The following is an 18,634-nucleotide window of genomic DNA, read 5'->3' as shown; positions in this document are numbered from 1 at the left end:
ATGACGCTGGTGCGCACCTTTTACTCGGCGGCCCTGGTGGCTGCACAACCCTTGTTGCGGCGCAAACTGGCGCGCCGTGGGGTCACTGAGCCGGGGTACCTGGAGGCGATCGAAGAGCGCTTCGGTCACTACCGGCAAGCACCCGGGCAAGGCTTTGTCTGGGTTCACGCGGTGTCGCTTGGTGAGACCCGGGCTGCCGGGATCCTGATTGCTGCCTTGCGGGCCGAATGGGCACGCCGAGGCTGGTCATTTCGATTGCTGCTGACCCACGGCACCGCCACGGGGCGGGCTGAAGGCCAGCGCCTGCTGCGTGACGGTGATGTGCAGGTCTGGCAGCCCTGGGACACGCCGGCGGCGGTGCAGCGTTTCGTGCGCCATTTCCAGCCGGCGCTGGGGCTGATCATGGAAACCGAGGTCTGGCCCAACCTGATCGCGGCCTGCCAGGGGGCGGGGATCCCGCTGGCCCTGGCCAATGCGCGGCTCAATGAGCGCTCACGCGCTGCGGCCCAGCGCTTGCGCTGGCTCAGCGAGCCGGCCTACCGAGGCTTCAGTGCCGTCTGGGCCCAGACCGAAGACGATGCCGGCCGCCTGCGCGCCGTGGGGGCGCCGGTGAAGGCGGTGTTGGGCAACGTCAAGTTCGACGCCCAGCCTGACGAGGTCCAGCAGGTGCTGGGGCGGGCGCTGGCGCGCCGCCTGGACAACGAACGGGGTCAACGCGTGGTGCTGCTGGCCAGCTCGCGCGAGGGCGAGGAGGCAGCCCTGATCGAAAGCTGGCGCAGCAACGCCGGCAGCGTGGGCAATGCCGCCATTCAATGGCTGGTGGTGCCGCGGCATCCGCAACGCTTTGATGAAGTGGCTGAACTGTTCAAACGCGCGGGCTTGACGGTGGCCCGGCGCAGCCAATGGGGCGATCTGGCGGCCCCGGTGCTGCCCCCTCAGGCCGATGTCTGGATCGGCGATTCACTCGGTGAAATGGCCTTGTATTACCGGCTGGCCCGCCTGGCCCTGCTGGGCGGCAGTTTCGAACCCCTTGGGGGGCAGAACCTGATCGAGGCCTGTGCCAGCGGCTGCCCGGTGCTGGTGGGCCCGCACACCTTCAATTTTGCCGATGCCGTCGAGTTGGCCCTGCAGGCCGGCGCGGCCTGGCGCGTCAGCGACATGGCCCACGCGGTGGGCCAGGCGCAGGCCCTGCTGGCCGACGAGCGCCGTTGCCTGGACGCCGCCCAGGCGGCGGTGGCCTTCACCCAGGCCCATCGGGGGGCGGCCCAGCGCACGGCGGCGGCGGCGGCTGGTTTGTGGGCGGCCGTGAACGCTTGATCGGGGCGGGAAAGTACCCGCCGCCGTTTGACTTCAAGCCTCTTTCGTTGTGGGATCCTCACCGCTGAGCAGATCCTCTTGGGCCCGGGCGATGAGCACGCTCAACGCCGGCAGGTCGCTTTGGAGGGGCTGCGAGACCACGCCAAGATCGACTCAGAAGTAACCGTGCGCCAGAGCATTGCGCATGTCATCGGCAATCGAAAGGGGCAACTCTGGATGTGCCGCCGCGAACCTGGGGTGGTGCTTTTCGATGTTGTTGGCCGCTTCGCCGATGACTTCCAGGTGACGGATCACGGCGTCTTGCACCGGTTTTTGATGGAGAAACGCCTGTCAATCCAGGTTTTCGGTGTAGCTGCAGATCCGCTCCAGGGCTTCCAGAATGTGGGCGAGGTAGTCGCGCAATCGCTGCTCATCACGGCTCATACTGGAAGCGCTTCCGCCAGAACCCGGGCTCGGAAGCTGTCTGGAAGCGCATGGGGTGTGAGCACATCCACCTTCACACCCAGCAGCAGGCGCAGCTCATGCATGATCGCGCCGATATCGAAGAGGGTCGTTTGAGGCGTCGGGTCAATCAGGAGATCGAGGTCGCTGGTGTCCGTATCGCGGCCATGCAGCACCGAGCCGAACACCCGAGCATTTCCGGCCCGGTGAGATGCAACGACTTGACGGATCGCGGCTCGGTTCAAGGCCAAGGCTTCAGAAGGTCTCATGGGCTTTGCGCCCGCAATGAAACCTGATGCCAGGGCCGAGCCCTGCCAAAAGGCTGCCGGGGTTTCGGCGCCATGCCGCATCCGACTCAGGGCACCAGCAACTGATTCACCGCCTGCAGGTCTTCCGGTTTGAGGCTGCCGTTGGCCTGGCGCAGCTTCAGGCCGCCGAGCAGCACGTTGTAGCGGGCCTGGGCCAGGTCGCGTTTGGTCTGGTAGAGCTGGCTTTGCGAGTTCAGCACATCGATGTTGATGCGCACGCCCACCTGGTAACCCAGGCGGTTGGCGTCCAGTGCCACCTGGCTGGAGGCCTCGGCTGCCTGCAGGGCCTGCACCTGGCTGGCCCCCGACACCACGCCGTAGAACGCGGTGCGCGTGGCCTGCGCCACGTTGCGGCGGGCGGCGTCGAGGTCGCTGCGGGCCTTGTCTTCGAGCGACAGGGTTTCGCGGATGCGGTTCTGCAGCGCGCCACCGGCGTACAGCGGGATGTTCATGGTCACGCCAATCGAGCCCTGGTAGATGCGCGAGCTGACGGTGCTGGTAGGCGACAGGCTGGAGCCGTTCTCATTGCGGGCGTAGCCATAGCTGCCCGTGAGGTCGACCGTGGGTTTTTCGCCCGCCTGGGCTTTGCGCACCTCCAGTTCGGCCACGTCGACGGCGGTCTGGGCCAGTTGCACGCTGGGGTGTTCGTTGGTGGCGTCAATCCATTGACTGATCTGCTCGGCCGGCGGCGCGCTGACGGGCACGTTGGGCTGCAGGGGCTTGGGGCTGGTGTTGTTGCGGCCCACCAACTGATCCAGGAACAGACGCTTCACCCGCAGGTCGTTCTGGGCAGCGATCTCCTGGCTGAGCACCAGATCGCGCCGGGCCTGGGCTTCGCGGGTGTCGGTGATGGTGGCGGTGCCCACCTCGAAGTTGCGCTGTGCCGACGCGAGTTGCTCTTCGACAGCGACCTTCTGAGCCTGCACGAAGACCAGGCTGTCTTGTGCGGCCAGCACGTCGAAATAGGCCTGGCTGACGCGCACGATCAAGTCCTGTTCGGCCAGGGCCAGTTGGGCATCGGCCTGCTGCAGCAGTTTTTCGCCTTGCTGGTAGGCCGCCAGGTTGCCGGGGCGGTACAGCGGCTGTGTCAGGTTGACCCCGTTTTGCCGCACGCCATACGGGTGCTTGAAATAGGGCACCGAATCGATGTTGCCCGATACCGTGCTGCGGGTGATCGAGGTCTGCATGCCAATCGTGGGGCGCAGATTGGCCTTGGCCTGGTCGGCGCGGGCCAGCGTGGCCTCGAACTGCGAGCGGGCACCGCGGTAGCTGGCATCGTAGTCGCGAGCGGCCTGGTACAGCTCGTCCAGGCTCTGGGCGTGAAGCGAGGCACTCAGGCCCGTGGCCAGGCCGATCAGGGTCAGCAAGGCGGGCAGGCGCCGCAGGGCGTGTAAGGAAACTGGCATGGAAAGCATGAAAAGGGCACTCCGGGGAGGTTCATCAATAAACGGGCACTTCGGGGTCGCGCTCCAATGCCCAGGCGTGGATGCCGCCGGCAATGTTGACGACCGAATCAAAACCGTTTGCTGCCAGGAAGGCAGCGACGCGCTGGCTGCGGGCCCCGTGGTGGCACAGGCAGGCCACCGGGGTGGCGGGGTCCAGTTCGGCCAGTCGCGCCGGAATCTCTCCCATCGGAATGCTGACCAGTCGGAAGTCCGCCGCAGGCTTGATGCTGGCGGTCTGCAGCTCCCAGGGTTCGCGCACGTCCAGCACGACGGGCTGGACGCCGGGGTGGGCCTGGAGCCAGTCGTGCAGGCTGGCGGGTCGGACTTGGTCAATCATGCAAGGGTTCCGGTGAGGGTCAGAAACGGAAGCGCGAAGGCTCGGGGAAGTTTTGCAGGCGGGGGGCGATGGTGTCCCAGGGGGTCTTGGTCTCGAAACGCTTGTCGCCGCTGCGGGTGATGTAGTGGGCGCGCATCACAGGCTCGTCGCCCACGATGGCGAACAGGCGGCCACCCACCTTGAGTTGGTCCAGCAGGGCCGCAGGCACTTCGGCCACCGAGCCGCTGAGCACGATCACGTCGAAGGGGCCGTCGGCCTGCACGGTGCGGGCGCCATCGGCCAGGCGCACTTCCACGTTGTGGATGCCGGCGCGCTGCAGGTTGCCACGGGCGAACTCGGCCAGTTCAGGGTTGATTTCCAGGCTGACCACGCGCTGCGCCTGATGCGCCAATAGGGCGGCCATGTAGCCCGAGCCGGTGCCGATTTCGAGCACTTTTTCGTTCTTCTGCACCTTCAGCTCTTGCATCACGCGGGCTTCGTACTTGGGGGCCAGCATCACCTGGCCGCCGGGCAGGGGCACTTCCATGTCGACGAAGGCGATGGCACGCTGGCTTTCGGGCACGAAATCTTCGCGGTGCAGGGTGTTGAGCAGTTCCAGGATCTCAGGCGCATGCACATCCCAGGGGCGGATCTGCTGTTCGATCATGTTGAAGCGGGCTTGCTCGAGGTTCTGGGGCATGGACATGTTGGGGTTCTCCGGCGGTGGATCAGGACAAACCATCGATTTTAGGCGGGCTGGCCGGTGTTTGGCCGCGCTGCCGCGAACGACGCAGCCAAGCCGTCAGGTCATCAAGGTAGCAATACACCACGGGCACCACGACCAGCGTCAACAAGGAGGAGGTGATCACCCCCCCGATCACGGCCTGGCCCATGGGGGCTCGCTGCTCCGAACCCTCGGTGATGGCGAAGGCCAGCGGCACCATGCCGAAGATCATGGCCAGCGTGGTCATCAGGATGGGGCGCAGCCGCACCCGGGCGGCCAGCAGCAGGGCCTCTGCACGGGGCAGTCCGGCCACCGGCTGACCTTGCTCATCCAGGCCGCCCTCTCGGGCCCGAATGGCAAAGTCGACCAGCAAAATCGCGTTCTTGGTGACCAGGCCCATCAGCATCACGATGCCGATGATGGAGAACATCGACAGGGTCGAGCCAAACATCAGCAGGGCCAGCACCACCCCGATCAGGGTCAGGGGCAGCGAGGTCATGAGGGCCAGGGGCTGCAGAAAGCTCTTGAACTGGCTGGCCAGGATCATGTAGATGAAGATGATGGCCAGCGCCAGGGCCGACACGGCGTAGCCGAAGGACTCGGCCATGTTCTTGGCCGAGCCGCTGAAGGCATAGCGGTAGCCTGGCGGCAATTGCACACCCTGCATGGCTTTCTGGATGTCGGCGGACACCTCGCCGGCCGAGCGGCCGTACACGTTGGCATTGATGGCCACCTCACGCGTCAAGTCGCGGCGGTTGATCTGGTTGCTGCCTGCGGTGTCGAGTACCTGGGCCACCTGGTTGAGGCGAACCACCCGGGTGCTGCCGTCGGCGGCGGTGGCCAGGGCAAAAGGCAGTCTTTCCAGATCTTGCGGGCTGTTGCGGGCGTCCGGGGCCAGGCGCACGTTGATGTCGTAGGTCTGGTCGTCGGGCGCCCGCCAGGTGCCTTCGGTCTCGCCAGCCACCAGCAGGCGCAGCGACTGACCCACCTGGCCCACGCTCAGGCCCAGGTCGGAGGCCGCATCGCGGCGCAACTGCACCGAAATCTGTGGGGCCGCGTCCTTCACGCTCGAATCCAGGTCGACCAGGCCCGGGATGCTCCGCACCTTGTCCATCACCAGCCGGCTCAGCCGTTCCAGTTCGTTCTGGTCTGGGCCCTGCAGCGAGAACTCAACCTGCTTGTTGCCACCCACCGAATCCAGCAGGCCCACATGGGTGACCGTGATGCCCGGCACCTGGCGCAGGCGCTCGCGCAGGACGGCCGACATCTGATCCACGCTGCGGCTGCGCTGTTTGCGATCGACCAGGCGCACGTACAGGCTGGCGTACATCTTGCCCTGGGCGGTGCCGGTGTTGAGGGTGGCCAGGGTGTAGCGCACCTCGGGCGCCTCGCGCACGATGGCCTCGACCTGGCGTGCCTTGGCCTCGGTCGCCTCCAGCGACGAGCCGACCGGGGTGTAGAAGTTGACGGTGGTCTCGGAGAAGTCGGCCTTGGGCACGAACTCGGTGCCCAACAGCGGCACCATCACCACGCTCAGCACAAAAATGCCCAGCGCGAGCAGCAGGGTGGCCAGGCGGTGCCCCAGTGCCCAGCGCAGCAGGGTCTGGTAGCCCTCGGCCAGCCATTCGGTGGCATCGTCAAACGCGCCGGTGACGCGGCCGATGGTCTTGTCGTACAGGGTGACGGGGGCTTGCCGCTCGCCATGGGCGTGGATGCTGGGGTCGTGCCAGACGGACGACAGCATGGGGTCGAGCGTGAAGCTGACAAACATCGAGATCATCACGGCGGCCACGATGGTGATGCCGAACTCGTGGAAGAACTTGCCGATGATGCCCTCCATGAACCCGATGGGCAGGAACACCGCCACGATGGACAAGGTCGTGGCCAGCACCGCCAGGCCGATCTCCTGGGTGCCGTCGAGCGAGGCCTGGAAGGCTGTCTTGCCCATCTGCACGTGGCGCACGATGTTCTCTCGCACCACGATGGCGTCGTCAATCAGCAGGCCCACGCACAGCGACAGCGCCATCAGCGTGATCATGTTGATGGTGAAGCCGAACAGGTTCATGAACAGAAAGGTGCCGATCAGCGCAATTGGCAGGGTCAGGCCGGTGATCAGCGTGGAGCGCCAGGAGTTCAGGAACAGGAACACGATCAGCACCGTCAGCACGGCGCCTTCGATCAGCGTGCGGCGCACGTTGTCCACGGCCACCCGGATCGGGCGCGAGCCATCCAGGATGGGCTGCAGGGTGAGCCCCGGGGGCAACTGGCCCTTCATCTCGTCAATGGTCTTGTACAGGCCATCCACCACCTGGATGGTGTTTTCGTCCTGCGCCTTCTGCACCGACAGCAGCAAGGTGCGCTGGCCGTTGTACAGCGCCAGGCTGTCCAGCTCCTGGGCGCCGTCGGACACGCGGGCGACCTGCTCCAGGCGCACCGGGCTGCCGCCGCGCCGCGCCACGATCAGGCGACCGAAATCCTCGGGGCGCTGCATGCGGGCGTCGATCTGCACCACGCGCTCCTGGGCCAGCGAGCGCACCGAACCCACGGGCAGGTCCTGCGCCTCATTGCGCACGGCGGCCGCCACCTGATCGGCCGTGACGCCGAAGGACTCCATGGCGGCCGGGTTCAGGTAGATGTTGATTTCGCGCTTGGTGCCGCCCACCAGCGACACCGAACCCACACCGCGCACGTTCTCCAGTCGCTTTTTGAGCACCTGGTCGGCCCAGTTGGTGAGTTCGACCGGGCTCATGCCCTGGCGGCCATCGGGCCCGGCTTCGGGCAGCACGGCCAGCGACCACACGGCCTTGCTGGCTGGATCGAAGCGAAGCACGCGTGGTTCTTTGACCTCAGTCCTGAAATTGGGCCGGATCGATGCCACTTTCTCGCGCACATCTTCGGCGGCCTTGCGACCGTCGATCTGCAACTGGAACTCGATGATGACCACCGACTGGCCCAGGTAGGTGCGCGACGTGAGGTTGTTGATGCCGGCGATCGAGTTGACGCCTTCTTCGACCTTCTTGGTGACCTCGCTTTCAACGATCTCGGGCGAGGCGCCGGGGTATTCGGTGGTGACCACCACCACCGGGAAGTCGATGTTGGGGAACTGATCGACCTGCAGGCGCTGGTACGAAAACAGGCCCAGCACCACGATGGCGAGCATCACCATGGTGGCGAACACGGGGTTTTTCAGGCTGACGCGGGTGAACCACATGGTGCGTCAGTTCCGGACGGCCGGGGTGGCCTGGGTCGATGCGGCTGCAGCGGCGGGGGCTGTGGCGGGGGCAGATTCGGCAGACATCTGCACTGCCGTGCCTTCGCGCAAGGGCCCCAGTTCGCCGCGCAATACCGCGGTGCCTTCGGGCAGATCGGGCACCGCCACCCAGAGGTCTTGCGCTACATCGCCGCGGGCACCGGGTGTCACCGCCAGGTGCTTGACCTGGCCCTGCAGCACGGTCTGCACATAGGGCTTGGGTTTGTCGGTGCGCACAGCCGAAAGCGGCACGGCCAGCGCTTTCACGCTGACGGTGTCGAGCATGCCCTGGGCGAACAGGCCCTGGCGCAGCACCGGGCCGGTGCTGCCGGGGGTGTCCAGCGTCAGGTAGGCCAGCACGCTGCGGCTGCCGGCCTGGGCACTGGGGTTGATGCGTGAAACCGTGGCCCCCACGGTGGCACTGTCCTGGCCGTTCTGCTCGATGCTCAGCCGCGCCCGCTGGCCCACGTGCAGGGCCAGCGAGTCGGCGGGGCTGAACGTGGCTTCGAGTTCCAGCCGGCTCAGGTCGACGATTTCCAGCACCTTGCTGTCCACCGGCAGTCGCTCGCCGGGTTGCGCCAGTCGCTGCGCCACCTGGCCGCTGATGGGGGCTTTGAGCACGGTGTCCTCAAAGGTCTTGCGGGTGACTTCGACTGCGGCCTGGGCGGCCTTGTAGGTGGAGATGGCGGAATTCAGCGTGGCCAGTGAGGTGTCCAGCGCGGTCTGCGAGATGAAGCCCTGGGCCACCAGCGCCTTGTTGTTGTCGTACTGGCGCTGAGCGATGTCGATCTGCGCCTTGGCCGAATCGGCCTGGTCCTGGGTCTGACGCAGCCGGAACTGAAACTCGGTCACTTCGATGCGCGCCAACACCTGGCCTGCCTTGACGCTGTCACCCTCGCGCACCGTGAGCTCTTGCAGCTCGCCGGGCACCCGGGTGCGGATGAAGGCCGAATTGACGGCCCGCAGCGTGCCCGACACCGGCAGGCCCTGGCTCAGGGTCTGGACCTTGGCCAGCACCAGGTCGGTCGGGGCCAGCTCGATCACCGGTTGCGCCCGCTGACTGGCCTCGGCCACCACCGCCTGTTGGGCCTTGCGGGCCGACAGGGCCCGCAGCACGCTGAAGCCCAGGGCCAGCACGACCAGGGCCAGCACGGCCCACTTGATCCACCGGCTTCGGCCGGACGAGGGTTGCATTTGCGTCATCACTTGTCTCGTTGTTATTCAGGGGGCGGGTGGGCCTGATGGGGCGGCTGGCGCGCTGACACCGGGGGCACGTGTCTGCAGCCCATCGACCAGCAGGTCGATCTGCTGGTCGATGAAGCGCTCGGGCGACATCTCGAAGTCATTGGGGGCGCAAGCCCCGACCGAATGGCGCCACATCATCAGGAAAATCATGGGCGACATCACGCAGTAGACCGCGTGGTCCATGTCCAGCGGGCGGAACTCGCCGCGTGCCACGCCGCGCTCCAGGATGCGGCGGATCAACTGGCGCCCTGGCAGGATCACCTCTTGCTGGTAGAACTCGGCGATCTCAGGAAAATTGCGCGCCTCGCTCATCATCAGCTTGGTGATGCCCGAGGCCTTGGTCATGCCCACGCGCTCCCACCAACTGCGCATGGCATAGGCCATCAGCTCGGCGCTGGTGCCGGTAAAGGCTTCCAGCTCGGCCTGCCATTCGGTGAAGCGGCCGGAGATGTTCTCCCGCACCACGGCCTTGAACAACTCTTCTTTACTGCCAAAGTACAGGAACAGGGTGCCCTTGGACACCCCGGCGCGGGCCGCCACCTCTTCGGCCCGGGTGGCGGCAAAACCTTTTTCAACGAACAGGTCGAGCGCGGCCTCCAGCAGTTCGCCGGGGCGGGCTTCCTTGCGGCGCTCGCGCTTGGCATGGCTTTCGCTGGCAGAACAGAGCTTGAATTTGGGCAGGGGCATGGGGTTAATGACTGATCGGTTAGTAATGTAACGTTCGCATTTGCCGCGCGTCAAGCCAGGAGGCCGCTCAGGGTCGGGCGGAGACGATGACCCCCGGCATGCGATTCTTTCGGGGGCAGGCTACATTGCGGGATTGTGTTGTTGTGCAAAAAGGCTTGAAAACATGACGATCGAGACCATCACCCTGGGCGGCGGCTGCTTCTGGTGCCTATAAGACTAATTATGTAGTTTTATTGCAACAAATCTCTTGTAAGTTGTTGATCTATAAAGATACAGATTTTTGGTTGATTTTTATTGGTTGTTCTATTGGTTGATTGTTCAAGGTGCTATCCCCTTGGCTGTTGCCGGTCCCCAAGGACCTCATGAGTTAGAGGGACCCAGACGAGCTGGTCCAGTTTCATGGTAGGTAGACATGCACTACGTGGAAAAAGCTGCTCTACGACCGTTTAAACGTGCTCTGTGTGGGTGTTCAGTCAACCTGCTCTAAAAAAAATGGAAGTCAAATGACTTCCATTTTTTTTGGAGTAGGTGCCCTCGGCAGAGATCAAACAAATTTAGGTTTGCTCAAATTATTATTGAAGCGATTCTCATGCTGGTTGATCAACTCTGCCTCTGCTGCTTGTTCTTGCTGTGCTTTTAAAATATAGATTTGTTGTTCAAGTTCAATTATCTTCTGCTTGAGTAAAATTATCTTTCTTATATCCGATTCTTTATAGTGGTTCAGCCTACCGATTTGTATTTCAAGATTCAATTTTGAGAAAAGCACCTGATTGATTTGAACAGAAATCAATATAGCTCTTGCCCCAGTGGCAATCTGACTAAAAGCAGAAATCGCAGATTTATTATCGCAATCACTAGATTTTTTCTGTTCCTGTTGATGGTGTCTCACAACAATAGGATCACTAGGTTTGCTCAACTCTGATTTTTTATTGTCCAACTTCTCAAATGCTTCTTGCTTTTTCAATGATTGAGTGACTTCTTTATTTCGTTGCTCCAACATGATTTGCATAGCTTTCATTGGGTCAGGTGGTTGACCTGAATTCTGTTGTTGCTGATTCTGTTGCTTTGTTTGTTGGGCAGGTTTTGAAGGTGAAGATTTTTTAGACTTCATTGACTTTGGTCCAAAAGTACGAAGCTTCTTTTCTTTTTGTTGATACTGTTTTTTGAAAAACTCAAGACGAGTCTGTTTCAAACGATCAATTTTTTCCTTGTTATTGTTGAATTGATCCTGAGTCAAATCTTTGGAATTATTTTTTGATTGCTGAAAATCTTTGGACTGCTCCTTCAATTTTTTATAATCAGCACCTTCTTCAAAGACAGAACCTTTCAAGCGAATAGCTTTTTGCTCACCTTCTGGCTTGAATGAAATATAGTCTTCACCAACTCTGGTGACTTCACCTTGTTCTTTAAGTAGATCAATAATATCTTGACGATTTTTGATCTCATCATTTTCAATAGCAGACTTGAAAATTTCTTCCAAATTATTCTTAATTTCTTTGTGAGTATTTGCCTGTTTGCAGATTTGGGAAGTGGCTTCTTTCAATGGAATAATTTTCTGTTCAAATTTTGAACGAGAAATTTTCATTGGATCTGCTGTGACTTGATCGTAACCAAGTAAGTGATTTGTGTTTTGAACCCAAGCATCATTGAACTCATGTTGAAGTGTTCCCGGTGGAAAAGGGTTCATTTGTTTTCCAGTAGTCAACTCTGTGGTTGCTAAAAAATAATTCAATTCGAGGTTTCCTTTATCGAAATGAGAAACCCAAGCGATTGAATAATTTTTATCTTTTTCAAGTCCAGGTAAGAAGGTGGCTTCAAAGTCTTTCATGATCGCCAGTTGTTGTTTTAAGCTGGGTTTTTCTGTATCACGAAATGACAAACAACCAGTCGCATACTTGTGTGCTCTGTTGGTCATATTGGCAATTTTGGCGACATTATTTGGATCACCTTCCAGAATTTCAGGTGCGACAGAACGAATTTTTCCGGTGTGATCTTTATCACTCAAAAGATAATTGGCAGCCTTTTGGGGATCACCTTTCCCATGCTTCATTCTGACATGGAGCATTTTATGCTCCGTCATTTAAATTGGAAATTCTCTCCAATTCAGTTCTGATTTTTTCAAGTTCCGCGATCAAAGTCTTGACTGTAATGAAGTCATATTTTGAGTTAACCTGCTTCGTAATCTGATTGAAATTTGATCCAATTTTTCCAAGTGCTCCAGCAACTTTGAGGCGATCAATGTTGGTCTGTTTTATATTATTAAGGTGAATTTCGACAATGTCTTCTTCTCCAAAAATGCAGGCACGAGCATAACGAGCCATTGAATTATGTCTTCCAATCTTGTGCCATTTATTGATCAGTGCTTCAAATTCAATTTCTGATAATTTAATTTCAAAGCGAGTATTTCTCTTGAACTTATGATCGTCATTGGTTCTTCCTGGGTGTTGTTTTAGTTCTGCCATAATTTGTCTCCGTATGTATTCGCAAGGGTCATAGGGCAACGCCCTATCAAGGGATTTCTCTAGGACATAGGCTATGAAATAGCCGTATTGTCCGTATAGAGAAATTGGCCTTGCTTTATGTATATTTCTATCTTACGAAATAGGAATTAAATGTCCACGATCTTGGGCGGAAGTCGATAGCGAAGACAATGGAAGAAATGAAATAAATCCAAAATCAATAATGGGTTTAAGAATTATGGAGCCATGTCCAAGTGATTTTTTCTGTTCTCTTGGGTGAATTTAAATGAATACGAAGACATTTGAAGTCTGACGAAGACTAGAGAAATAAATTACGTTACGAAGCTAGGAAGTCCGGCGAAGACAAATAAATATAAGGTCTTCAAGTCGATAGCTTTGGTTAGTTGCTTTCCGTTTTTTACTCCGTAAGATGGTTGTATAACCATAGGAGATAAAATGAAAAACAATCTAATAAAAACCAGTCACTATCTCGATTCTGAATCTGTTCAGCAATTGAAAGCTCTTGCTGAAAACAATGCTCGATCACTTGGTTGGACTGTTCGTAAGTGTGTGGAATTTGGATTAAAAAATTCTGAGAAGATCAACTTCCATGAACCAATAAAATTTGCTGAACAGCTTCCACCTGAATGGAGTGATTTTTTGGGTGAGTTAAAATGAGTTGGTTCCCAGAAGCTAAATATCAGAAAGAACATTTTGATATTTGCCATGAATATGATCAGGTTCACCAAAAAAATCCTGACATGAGTGAAGAAGAAAAATTTCGTGTGCTGAATGAGTTCACTGATAAATTGACTATGCTCATGCTTAAATATAGATATGAAAAACTTCAAGCAGAGAGATCACGAAAGTGAAAATGGACCAGCTCGTCTGGGTCCTTCTGGAACAAAAAAAGCTACTCAATGAGTAGCTTTTGTATTTGGAGTGTGGAAATTTTTTGCCGTTTCCAATTTTGTTTTATTTCATAAAACCTCTAACGAGATAATTTATGCTGGTATACTCTTAATCTATTTTGCTTGTGTACAGTTAATATATTTTGTACAGATAATAGTTGTACAGTCTTTTTCCTTCTTATCCGTTCCCGTTGGTCACTACTAAGAAGGAAAAAGACTCCCTTGCGTTTTTGGATAAAACGCAGGTTGTCTATTCCTTCATGTGTTGGCCACATATCGGACCAGAAGATAGTTAATCACCTCTGGTTAGTCCATTCACCGTATTAACACAGCTTAAACTTGGTTGGACCTTAAGACTCTCAATGGGGCTCTGTTTAAATCTCATTCTAGCCTCCTTCACTATAATAGTGTCGTTACCTATCACTCAATGCCTTTTCCAGTTACCAGACTGCTATTAAATCAACCTGATTATTTTTACCTGTGCCTGTTTTGTGATCATTCACGTTAGCAACTTTCCGACCGAGGAAATTAATCGACGCATAAAAAAAATTGCCCTAACAGTTCTCGTTGAGGCAATTTGATATTAATTCGGTCTTGACAATTCGTGAGAATTTAATAATATTTACTTGCCAGTCTAGGAAACTGTTATTGTACTTATATCGAAAATCGAAAGATTGTCAAGAGTGCGATAGAAAATAAAAAGACCAGTCATGTGACTGGTCTTTTTTATTTGGGTGGTAAATTATTTTGGAATAAAAGCTTGACCACAACTGTTGCAATGGAATCCTTTTCGGTAAAGTGGTTCCCAAATCTTGTGGTACTCCCTATATGCTTTCCATTCCTTCCAATCTCTGCGAAGAATAAAAATAAAGATTAGCCACACTGCAATACTGGCATACCTAAATCCAATGTCTGAACCATGAGCTTGTAACCACGGTGTTGAACCAAAAGCAGCAAGTCCAAGAACAATAGTTGGTGCTTTTGTCGGTTTATCTGGCTCACTGAATTTTGCTGCTAATTGTGTTTTGCTAATACTGCTAGTAGTACCAAGTCCTACTCCAATTCCTCCTGTTCCAATTCCAACACCGTTAACCACACCATTATTAAAAGAAGTTCCTGATTGAACAACCACACGAATTGCCTGGGTGTGGTCACTTCCACATTTAGGACATTGAATTCCCATTTCTACTCCATTGTAGGGTTGTGAAGTACACATACGGTTTTGCCCATATGTGAAGCAAACTCCGTAGATGCAAATGTATCACATGGTTAGCTTGTTGGCATGTCTGCCAAACCGAAACCACCTACAGAACTTCCAGCACCTGACGATCTTCGTGGGGTGCTGGCCTTCAATGTGCGACTACTGAGAGTAGGGAAGAACTGGTCGCAAGAGGCTCTAGCCCTGGAGTGTGGGTTGGATCGAACCTATGTGTCTGCTGTGGAGCGATCTCGTTGGAATGTGTCTCTTTCCAACATAGAAGTAATAGCAAAAGCTCTTGAAGTGCAACCGTGGGTGTTGCTCAAGCCACCTGAAAATGGCACATTGATATGAATTAATTTATAAAATAAAAAGCCAGTCCTAATGACTGGCTTTTTATTTGGTGTACTTGTTTACTTAAAAACATGCCAGCCTTCTATGTTTGCAAAACTTATATATTTCTTGAGTTGATCTTCCAGTAATTTTAAATTTTCTTCAAAATCAAATTGAGCTTTTATGCTTGACTCATGCAATGAGGGCAAGTCAAGTCTATCCTTTGTTAGATTATTCTCACTCTCATATTTGTATTTTTTGTAGAATAGAATTTTGGCTCCATTCTGTTGAATTTCTCCAAGAGTTTCGTAAATTCCACTAGTTTTCTTAAATAGAAATTGTGATTCTCTATATGCTCTGGTGAAATTCCTTGATTCTTCCTGCACTTTATCGTGTGGCTCATGCCAAGTTGCTTGATAGTATTCAAGTGCAGCCAGATAGATAGAGAATCGTCTGTTATACAAGTCCAATTTAGTTTTGGCACTTGAAATTTTCATTTGCAAAAAAGCAACCGAAAAAGAGCATGCACTTATGAATATTGCTGCTCCGCTTAAGATGGTTGTGTTATCCATAAATATCAAAACTCAATCACAGGTTGTTTCATGCTCATATCGGAGGGAAAAACAGGGTGAAGTGCATTGGGTTTTAATTTCAACGCCATTTCTACAAATTCTTTGTCTTCTTCAAAAACATAGAGTATTTTGAATTTTTTCACCCCAATTTTCTCAGACCTTCTGAGGTCATATAAATTTTTCACTCTGAAATTTATAGTTCTCATTAGTAGGGAGAAAAGACCATAACTAAATTGGCCGTCTAGCTCTTCTATTTTTTGTGCAACTAATGACTGATTGGTTATGTTTGGAATTGATTTAAGAATATCAACCAAATCTTTTTTCTTCGCTTTGCTTGGAGTTGTCAATTGCTGTTCAGTACATAGTGACTTGAGTTCACTAACTTTTAATTGACTAAGTGCTTCTTCACTTGTTGCAGGTGTAAATACTTTTTTCTGTGGGAAGTTTGTGGGAAATCTTCCAATTTTTGAAAATCTGTTGTTCCATTCTTCGTATTCATTCCACTTCCAATCTCTGCCTTTGAAATATTTCTCCCACACAACAGAGTGATACCCTCCCATATTTAGAAAGCCACCATCACATTTTTTTATAATGTTGTGAATTTCTTTGGTCTCATTTTCTGAAAAACCAGATATGTCAGCAATCATTGTTTTGAAGACTTCGTCATAGCATTCAAAAATCTCCTTCTCTGGCTTTATTGTCGGCATTGAATTACTGTATTGTGGTGAAATGGAACTTGCCTTGACAGGTTCTTCTTTTTTACCCAATGACTTCAAGAAATCAAAAATTCCCATAGTTTTTCCTAGTTTGTAAGTTCAAGTAAAAGGACTAATAGCTCATTTTTTTCTTCGGTGCTAATGCTGTTTGATTTTTGCTTCTCTTTTAATTCATTTAGTCTTTTAATATTATTAACATCATCCATTACTGGGCTGAAATAGTGTTTATTGGTAATGTCTGGATTGTCATGTCCAAAGGTTCTCAATGCACCTTGTTGGGTATCAGTGGACATGAGTCTTGTTCTAACATGAAGCTCGTCAAATTTACGAACTGACGAAAAACCAAGAATGTTTGCAACAAGCAAAGAATTATCATTTGCTTTGGACAGGGTTTTTGAAATTGCAGTTTTTCGGAAATCGTGAAACCTCAAATCGAATCCATGCTTTTTCACTTGTGCATGAAAGATTCGATCAAAACCCATAATTGTATAATTAAAGAAATTACCTTTTTCACTCTTTGGTTTGAGTGTGGCAATGTAATCTTGTGCTTCTTTCGTCAGATAGACCTTTCGTGGTTTACCTGATTTGGTATGAATGAGTTGAATGTAATTTTCTTTGACCTGATCATTTTTGAGTGTAATCACTTCACTTCTTCGCATTGAAGTGAGTAAAGACAGGTTGGAAATTTCATAGAGTTCTGGATTGGAATATTGCTTGAATGCGGTGAAGATTTTTTCGAGCATTTGATCGGAAATAAATCCTTCCCGTTTCAAGGAATTATTTTTAAGCAAATCTCTATCATATTCACGACATGGATTTCGAAGTTCAACAATAGAGTCCAGTTCGGAAAAATACTTTGCCTTGTTGAAAACATTGGAAATTTGTGTGATTTCTCTTTGAATTGAAATGGGTTTCAATCCAAGTCGCTTCCTTGACTTGATATAGTTATTAATGTCAATGGGAGTGATTTTGCGAATATCGTATTTGCCAAAGAATTTATAAACTGGGTCTTCAGGATTGCCGACACCCATGTCTACTTTTTCTTGATAGGTAAGCGACCTATCAAGAATAGAGGTTCCAAGAATAATATTGAAAAAAGCAACCGTGCTTGCATGGTTCCTTTTTTGAAGTTCTGTTTCTCGTGGTTTGGTATCAATGTAATCACGAATGTAGAGCTTCACAAAATGCTCAAAACTAAAATCGTTGCGATTTTCTTTATCAGCACGATATTTTTCTTCTTCTGTTTGTTCAATGGAATAGATTAGTTTTTTACCTTGAACAGTTTTTGATAATGCCAAGTATTCTTTAGCTTCATTCAAGTTGTCAAAAACTCTACTCCGTTGACCTTTGAAGTTCTTCCTTGTAATCCTCACACGATATGCACTCTTGACAGTGCCATCTTTTAATGTCCAACTAATTTCTTGGATACCTCGCGGTGTGGCAGTGGTCATCAGGAACCTCTAAAATTTGGCTGTTCTATTGGCACATTTTACAGCGATCAACCAATCTTTGGTAGTGGTTGTTTCGGTTCCTGAAATGCTGTGAATCCTTATGCGACAAGGACTTAGGAGGGAAAAATGACAGAAACTATCGTGCTTGGTGGAGGGTGTTTTTGGTGCACCGAGGCCGTCTACGTGCGTGTGCGCGGTGTGCTGGACGTGGAGTCGGGTTACTGCAATGGCCAGGTGGTTCAGCCCAGCTATGAGCAGGTGTGCAGCGGTAGCACCGGCCATGCCGAGGTGGTGCGCCTGCGCTTCGATCCGGCCGTGATTTCGCTGGACGAGATCCTGCAGATCTTTTTCTCGATCCATGATCCGACCACGCTCAACCGGCAGGGCAACGATGTGGGCACCCAGTACCGCAGCGGCATCTATGCCGAGGATGCGGCGCAACTGGCCCAGGCGCAGGCCTTTGTGGCTGCCGTGAACGCCAGCGGCACCTGGCCCCAGCCCGTGGTCACGGAGGTGGCCCTGCTGGACAACTACTGGCCGGCTGAGGATTACCACCAGGACTACTTCGAGCAGCACCCGGGCCAGGGCTATTGCGCCTTTGTGGTGGGCCCCAAGGTGGCCAAGTTCCAAAAAACCTTTGCCCGTTTTCTGAAAGGTTGAGCTGGTTTTTGTCACAATCCCGTGACTGAGCGACAGCACAATCGCTGTTTGCGCCGGTCACCGCCCAGTTCAGTTTTGTGAAGATGATTTCCCTGTCCGCCATGAAAGTCATGCCCGCGCCCGGCCTTGCCGACGTGTGCGGTGCGTTGCTGCGCGCGGGTGGGCGGCGCCTGGGGTGGGTGGGCTTGCTTCTGGTGCTGGTGCTGGCCCCTGTGTTGGGGCAGATGCACCGGATCCACCACCCGGCCTGGCGCGCTGCAGCTGCGCCGGCTGTGCTCGCTCTGACCCCTGACACGGCGGCTGCTGAGCCAGGGCAGGTTCGCGCAGAGCAATGGCTGGATCGCCTTTTTTCACACCACAGCGGCGACGCAGACTGCCTGGTGTTTGACCAGTTGGGGCATGACGCGCCGCCCCAGGCCATTGCCGTGGCCGACCTGGGCCCGGCACTGAGCCATTTCCTGCCCTGGTGGCTGGATGCGACCCTGGTGGCCACCACGGCCGCCCGCTGCCAGGCCAGGGCGCCCCCCCTATCTCGTTGATGTCTGCCTGATCGGGCGGCCAAGCTGGCCGCCCCCGCCGCGTTGCCCATGGGGCGCGCGGC

Annotated in this window: 19 protein-coding genes and 1 pseudogene; 6 read left to right on the top strand and 14 right to left on the bottom strand. The window is 54.1% G+C overall.

The window, feature by feature from the left end:
- Entirely contained in the window at positions 1–1,317 is a 1,317-nt protein-coding gene (locus AC3WUT_RS21565; protein ID WP_492349139.1) for a 3-deoxy-D-manno-octulosonic acid transferase, read from the top strand.
- A 153-nt stretch (positions 1,318–1,470) separates the two neighbouring features.
- Here AC3WUT_RS21565 and AC3WUT_RS21560 read toward each other — a convergent pair.
- The 10 genes and pseudogenes from AC3WUT_RS21560 to AC3WUT_RS21515 form a co-directional block, all read right to left on the bottom strand.
- Positions 1,471–1,632: pseudogene (locus tag AC3WUT_RS21560) on the bottom strand (HepT-like ribonuclease domain-containing protein); the annotation flags it as partial.
- 104 nt (positions 1,633–1,736) lie between these two features.
- Complete coding sequence (locus tag AC3WUT_RS21555) at positions 1,737–2,027, bottom strand: nucleotidyltransferase family protein (RefSeq protein WP_492349138.1); 291 nt, start codon at positions 2,025–2,027, stop codon at positions 1,737–1,739.
- 86 nt (positions 2,028–2,113) lie between these two features.
- A complete protein-coding gene (locus tag AC3WUT_RS21550; RefSeq protein WP_492349137.1) occupies positions 2,114–3,472 on the bottom strand; it encodes a TolC family outer membrane protein in 1,359 nt (452 codons plus the stop codon).
- Positions 3,473–3,506: 34 nt separating this feature from the next.
- The gene (locus tag AC3WUT_RS21545; RefSeq protein ID WP_492349136.1) at positions 3,507–3,848 is read right to left on the bottom strand and encodes a rhodanese-like domain-containing protein; all 342 of its coding nucleotides are present in this window, start codon (positions 3,846–3,848) and stop codon (positions 3,507–3,509) included.
- A 19-nt stretch (positions 3,849–3,867) separates the two neighbouring features.
- Positions 3,868–4,533, bottom strand: a complete 666-nt coding sequence (locus tag AC3WUT_RS21540) for a protein-L-isoaspartate O-methyltransferase family protein (RefSeq protein ID WP_492349135.1) — start codon at positions 4,531–4,533, stop codon at positions 3,868–3,870.
- A 22-nt stretch (positions 4,534–4,555) separates the two neighbouring features.
- On the bottom strand, positions 4,556–7,762 hold the full coding sequence (locus tag AC3WUT_RS21535; protein ID WP_492349134.1) for an efflux RND transporter permease subunit: 3,207 nt from the start codon (positions 7,760–7,762) through the stop codon (positions 4,556–4,558).
- 6 nt (positions 7,763–7,768) lie between these two features.
- Entirely contained in the window at positions 7,769–9,004 is a 1,236-nt protein-coding gene (locus AC3WUT_RS21530) for an efflux RND transporter periplasmic adaptor subunit (RefSeq protein WP_492349133.1), read from the bottom strand.
- Between the two features lie 18 nt (positions 9,005–9,022).
- Entirely contained in the window at positions 9,023–9,733 is a 711-nt protein-coding gene (locus AC3WUT_RS21525; RefSeq protein WP_492349132.1) for a TetR/AcrR family transcriptional regulator, read from the bottom strand.
- A 544-nt stretch (positions 9,734–10,277) separates the two neighbouring features.
- Positions 10,278–11,813 (bottom strand): hypothetical protein, encoded by a 1,536-nt coding sequence (locus tag AC3WUT_RS21520; protein ID WP_492349131.1) that lies wholly within the window; start codon positions 11,811–11,813, stop codon positions 10,278–10,280.
- Complete coding sequence (locus AC3WUT_RS21515; protein ID WP_492349130.1) at positions 11,800–12,195, bottom strand: plasmid mobilization protein; 396 nt, start codon at positions 12,193–12,195, stop codon at positions 11,800–11,802. Before AC3WUT_RS21515 ends, AC3WUT_RS21520 begins: the two co-directional genes overlap by 14 nt.
- 453 nt (positions 12,196–12,648) lie before the next feature.
- Between AC3WUT_RS21515 and AC3WUT_RS21510 the strand changes: the two genes are divergently transcribed.
- On the top strand, positions 12,649–12,870 hold the full coding sequence (locus AC3WUT_RS21510; RefSeq protein ID WP_492349129.1) for a hypothetical protein: 222 nt from the start codon (positions 12,649–12,651) through the stop codon (positions 12,868–12,870).
- Positions 12,867–13,064, top strand: coding sequence for a hypothetical protein (locus AC3WUT_RS21505; RefSeq protein ID WP_492349128.1), 198 nt, complete (start codon positions 12,867–12,869; stop codon positions 13,062–13,064). Before AC3WUT_RS21510 ends, AC3WUT_RS21505 begins: the two co-directional genes overlap by 4 nt.
- Before the next feature lie 781 nt (positions 13,065–13,845).
- Here AC3WUT_RS21505 and AC3WUT_RS21500 read toward each other — a convergent pair.
- Positions 13,846–14,286, bottom strand: coding sequence for a hypothetical protein (locus AC3WUT_RS21500; protein ID WP_492349127.1), 441 nt, complete (start codon positions 14,284–14,286; stop codon positions 13,846–13,848).
- 99 nt (positions 14,287–14,385) lie between these two features.
- Here AC3WUT_RS21500 and AC3WUT_RS21495 point away from each other — a divergent pair, with 99 nt between their 5' ends.
- Positions 14,386–14,655, top strand: coding sequence for a helix-turn-helix domain-containing protein (locus tag AC3WUT_RS21495; RefSeq protein ID WP_492349126.1), 270 nt, complete (start codon positions 14,386–14,388; stop codon positions 14,653–14,655).
- Positions 14,656–14,714: 59 nt separating this feature from the next.
- Here AC3WUT_RS21495 and AC3WUT_RS21490 read toward each other — a convergent pair whose 3' ends face one another.
- Genes AC3WUT_RS21490 through AC3WUT_RS21480 form a run of 3 tightly spaced genes read right to left on the bottom strand, consistent with a single transcriptional unit; the run spans position 14,715 to position 17,373 of the window.
- Positions 14,715–15,206, bottom strand: coding sequence for a hypothetical protein (locus tag AC3WUT_RS21490; protein WP_492349125.1), 492 nt, complete (start codon positions 15,204–15,206; stop codon positions 14,715–14,717).
- A gap of 5 nt (positions 15,207–15,211) precedes the next feature.
- Positions 15,212–16,000 carry a hypothetical protein gene (locus AC3WUT_RS21485; protein ID WP_492349124.1) on the bottom strand — a complete coding sequence of 263 codons (789 nt, stop codon included), beginning with the start codon at positions 15,998–16,000 and terminating at the stop codon, positions 15,212–15,214.
- Positions 16,001–16,008: 8 nt separating this feature from the next.
- Positions 16,009–17,373, bottom strand: coding sequence for a tyrosine-type recombinase/integrase (locus AC3WUT_RS21480; RefSeq protein WP_492349123.1), 1,365 nt, complete (start codon positions 17,371–17,373; stop codon positions 16,009–16,011).
- 126 nt (positions 17,374–17,499) lie between these two features.
- Here AC3WUT_RS21480 and msrA point away from each other — a divergent pair, with 126 nt between their 5' ends.
- Positions 17,500–18,033, top strand: a complete 534-nt coding sequence (msrA, locus tag AC3WUT_RS21475; RefSeq protein ID WP_492349122.1) for a peptide-methionine (S)-S-oxide reductase MsrA — start codon at positions 17,500–17,502, stop codon at positions 18,031–18,033.
- Between the two features lie 83 nt (positions 18,034–18,116).
- Positions 18,117–18,572: a hypothetical protein gene (locus AC3WUT_RS21470; protein ID WP_492349121.1), complete on the top strand. Its 456-nt coding sequence runs from the start codon at positions 18,117–18,119 to the stop codon at positions 18,570–18,572.
- Positions 18,573–18,634 lie beyond the last annotated feature (62 nt).

The sequence above is a fragment of the Curvibacter sp. EU05-FHT14A10 genome (genome assembly GCF_058791075.1).
Note: the sequence above shows the minus strand (reverse complement) of the source record. Positions and strands in the feature narration are given on the sequence as shown.

Bases quoted from the DNA above. Each gene is read 5' to 3' on its own strand.
- AC3WUT_RS21565 (WP_492349139.1), top strand. From the start codon at position 1: ATGACGCTGGTGCGCACCTTTTACTCGGCGGCCCTGGTGGCTGCACAA.
- AC3WUT_RS21555 (WP_492349138.1), bottom strand. From the start codon at position 2,027: ATGAGACCTTCTGAAGCCTTGGCCTTGAACCGAGCCGCGATCCGTCAA.
- AC3WUT_RS21550 (WP_492349137.1), bottom strand. From the start codon at position 3,472: ATGCCAGTTTCCTTACACGCCCTGCGGCGCCTGCCCGCCTTGCTGACC.
- AC3WUT_RS21545 (WP_492349136.1), bottom strand. From the start codon at position 3,848: ATGATTGACCAAGTCCGACCCGCCAGCCTGCACGACTGGCTCCAGGCC.
- AC3WUT_RS21540 (WP_492349135.1), bottom strand. From the start codon at position 4,533: ATGTCCATGCCCCAGAACCTCGAGCAAGCCCGCTTCAACATGATCGAA.
- AC3WUT_RS21535 (WP_492349134.1), bottom strand. From the start codon at position 7,762: ATGTGGTTCACCCGCGTCAGCCTGAAAAACCCCGTGTTCGCCACCATG.
- AC3WUT_RS21530 (WP_492349133.1), bottom strand. From the start codon at position 9,004: ATGACGCAAATGCAACCCTCGTCCGGCCGAAGCCGGTGGATCAAGTGG.
- AC3WUT_RS21525 (WP_492349132.1), bottom strand. From the start codon at position 9,733: ATGCCCCTGCCCAAATTCAAGCTCTGTTCTGCCAGCGAAAGCCATGCC.
- AC3WUT_RS21520 (WP_492349131.1), bottom strand. From the start codon at position 11,813: ATGACGGAGCATAAAATGCTCCATGTCAGAATGAAGCATGGGAAAGGT.
- AC3WUT_RS21515 (WP_492349130.1), bottom strand. From the start codon at position 12,195: ATGGCAGAACTAAAACAACACCCAGGAAGAACCAATGACGATCATAAG.
- AC3WUT_RS21510 (WP_492349129.1), top strand. From the start codon at position 12,649: ATGAAAAACAATCTAATAAAAACCAGTCACTATCTCGATTCTGAATCT.
- AC3WUT_RS21505 (WP_492349128.1), top strand. From the start codon at position 12,867: ATGAGTTGGTTCCCAGAAGCTAAATATCAGAAAGAACATTTTGATATT.
- AC3WUT_RS21500 (WP_492349127.1), bottom strand. From the start codon at position 14,286: ATGGGAATTCAATGTCCTAAATGTGGAAGTGACCACACCCAGGCAATT.
- AC3WUT_RS21495 (WP_492349126.1), top strand. From the start codon at position 14,386: ATGTCTGCCAAACCGAAACCACCTACAGAACTTCCAGCACCTGACGAT.
- AC3WUT_RS21490 (WP_492349125.1), bottom strand. From the start codon at position 15,206: ATGGATAACACAACCATCTTAAGCGGAGCAGCAATATTCATAAGTGCA.
- AC3WUT_RS21485 (WP_492349124.1), bottom strand. From the start codon at position 16,000: ATGGGAATTTTTGATTTCTTGAAGTCATTGGGTAAAAAAGAAGAACCT.
- AC3WUT_RS21480 (WP_492349123.1), bottom strand. From the start codon at position 17,373: ATGACCACTGCCACACCGCGAGGTATCCAAGAAATTAGTTGGACATTA.
- msrA (WP_492349122.1), top strand. From the start codon at position 17,500: ATGACAGAAACTATCGTGCTTGGTGGAGGGTGTTTTTGGTGCACCGAG.
- AC3WUT_RS21470 (WP_492349121.1), top strand. From the start codon at position 18,117: ATGATTTCCCTGTCCGCCATGAAAGTCATGCCCGCGCCCGGCCTTGCC.